We start from the raw sequence: 2,366 nt of genomic DNA, 5'->3' as shown, positions 1-2,366 counted from the left end.
GTAACCGTCCGGCGTGACCGCTATCCGTTCCAGCGCCACGGCATCAGGTCATCGACCTTGGTGATCTTGTAGTCGGGAATGCGGGCGAGAGTGTCAGCGAGCCAGTCGTGGGGATCGACGGCGTTGAGCTTGGCCGTTTCGATCAGGGTGTAGGCGATGGCAGCGGCGTTGCCGCCCGCCTCGGAGCCGACGAAGAGGTAGTTCTTCCGCCCGAGGGCGATGGCGCGCATGCCGCGTTCGGCGGTGTTGTTGTCCAACTCCAGGATGCCGTGGTCGAGGTAGGGGCGCAGGCGGCCCATTCGGGTCAGGGCATAGCGGATGGCGGCCGCGAGCGGGGATTTGCCCGAGATTTCCGTCAGTCTCATGGCCAGCCATCGCTGCAGATCGTCGAAGACCGGGGCGGCGTGAGCTTTGCGGAGTTCCGTGCGGCGGTCTGGCGGCGACCCTCGGGCTTCTTTCTCGACGGCGTAGAGCTGTGCGATCCGGCCGATGGCCTCTCCGGCGATCGGGGAGCCCTGCGACCGATGGATATCGACGAACTTTCGCCGGACATGGGCCATGCAGGCGACCTCGCGGATGGTGCCGGAGCGGTAGAGATCCTCGAACCCGGCATAACCGTCGGCGTGCATCCAGCCGCGGAAGCGGGCGAGGTGGTCCTTGGGATGCTGGCCCTTGCGGTCACCGGAGAAGCGATACCATGCCGCCGGTGGGGCCTGCCCGCCCCAAGGGCGTTCGTCGCGCGCATAGGTCCAGAGCCGGGCGGTCTGGGTCTTGCCGGTGCCGGGCGCCAGCATGCTGATCGGCGTGTCGTCGGCGAAGATCGCCTCGGCTGAGAGGACATGGCGCCCGATGGCGTCGGCCAGCGGCTCCAACAGGGCCGTGCTCTTGCCCACCCAGTCGGCCAGGGTGGACCGGTCCAGGTCGAGACCTTCGCGCTCGAAGATCTGGCTCTGGCGGTAGAGCGGAAGGTGGTCGGCATACTTGCTCACCAAGACATGGGCGAGGAGGCCCGGCCCCGGGCGACCGCGCTCGATCGGGCGCGAGGGCAGTGGGGACTGCACGAAGCGTTCACAGCACGAGCAGGTCAGCCGAGGGCGGACAAGCCGGTTCACGATGAACCGCCCGGGAACGTATTCCAGCTCTTCCGTCACATCTTCCCCGATCCGGCGCAGGCGCCCGCCGCAATCGGCACAGGCATCTGTGCTCGGTGTCAGCTCCACCTCCATTCGCGGGATGTGGTCCGGGATCGGACGACGCTTGGGTTTGTCCTTCTCCTCGATGTCCGGCAGCTTCATCCGCGCGGTCATCGCGGCGGCGGCGATCTCGCTGGTCTCAAGGGCCAGCTGCAACTGTTCCGCCGTCTCGGACGACGCACCAAACCGGTGCGCCCGGTGCCCCGCCAGCTGATGCCGGAGCTTCTCGATCAGGATCGCCTGGGCCTTCACCTCGGCCAGAAGCCGCGCGGTGAAGCTGCGCAGCTCCTCGGGGTCTTCCGGCAATGTCAGGGCCTGGGTGAGCATGCGGAAAGTTTATCCCACTGTATTACTTGTGGGAATCACTGATTGCAGGCGCCGTGGACTATCCCGCCGCCAGAGGCCGCCACGTCCGTTCCGGTGCCCGCCAGTCGATGCCTTCCAGCAGCATCGACAGTTGCGCAGGCGACAAAGCCACCTTGCCCTCCTTGGCCGAGGGCCAGACGAAGCGACCCTTCTCCAGCCGCTTCATGAACATGCACGCGCCTTGGCCATCCCACCAGATCACCTTCACCAGATCGCCCCGACGGCCACGGAAGACGAACAGATGCCCGGCGAACGGGTCCTGCTTCAGCACCGCCTCGGCCTGCGCCGCCAGTGCCGTGAACCCCTTGCGCATGTCGGTGGCGCCCGCCGCCAGCCAGACCCGCGTGTTCGCCGGAACCGGGATCACGCCGTCACGCCCCGGATCAGCCGCGCCAGAGCCTCGGGATCATAGCTCCCGCTGATGCGCATCCGGTGCCCGCCCGCCAATTCGATCTCGATGTGGTTGTCGGCGGCAGGTGTTGCCCGGGCAGACCTGGTCTCCGCGACAATCTCCACAGGCAGAAAGCGCGCCTCCTCTGACGGGGGAAGAGCCGAGGCGGGGTCCGGCGCGTAACGGCGATCGCGCAGCCACTTGAAGATCAAGTTCGCATTCACCGCGTAGCGCCGCGCCACCTGGGCGACCGATACCCCCGGCGCCGCCGTCTGGAAGCAGATCGACCGCTTCTCCTCATCCGTCCAAAGCCGCTTCGTCCGACGCGCCACGTCATCACCACAATGTCCACTATCAATGGTGGACACTATCCCGCACTCTCACACCGCGGCAGAGCGGTTAGACCGGACGGTTAC

Annotated in this window: 3 protein-coding genes; all 3 read right to left on the bottom strand. The window is 66.8% G+C overall.

All coding sequences use genetic code 11. The annotated features are described in order from the left end of the window. Positions 1–20: 20 nt before the first annotated feature. The 3 genes from Q0938_RS19030 to Q0938_RS19020 are packed head-to-tail and all read right to left on the bottom strand — an operon-like array spanning position 21 to position 2,282. A complete protein-coding gene (locus Q0938_RS19030; RefSeq protein ID WP_299365675.1) occupies positions 21–1,520 on the bottom strand; it encodes an IS66 family transposase in 1,500 nt (499 codons plus the stop codon). A gap of 58 nt (positions 1,521–1,578) precedes the next feature. Further along, on the bottom strand, positions 1,579–1,926 hold the full coding sequence (gene tnpB / locus Q0938_RS19025) for an IS66 family insertion sequence element accessory protein TnpB (RefSeq protein ID WP_035746778.1): 348 nt from the start codon (positions 1,924–1,926) through the stop codon (positions 1,579–1,581). Further along, a complete protein-coding gene (locus Q0938_RS19020; RefSeq protein WP_233141231.1) occupies positions 1,923–2,282 on the bottom strand; it encodes a transposase in 360 nt (119 codons plus the stop codon). Before Q0938_RS19020 ends, tnpB begins: the two co-directional genes overlap by 4 nt. Between the last annotated feature and the right edge of the window lie 84 nt (positions 2,283–2,366).

This window comes from uncultured Paracoccus sp., assembly GCF_947496875.1.
GTDB lineage: Bacteria > Pseudomonadota > Alphaproteobacteria > Rhodobacterales > Rhodobacteraceae > Paracoccus.
The sequence above is the reverse complement of the archived record's forward strand: the minus strand, read 5'-3'. Positions and strand labels throughout refer to the sequence as shown.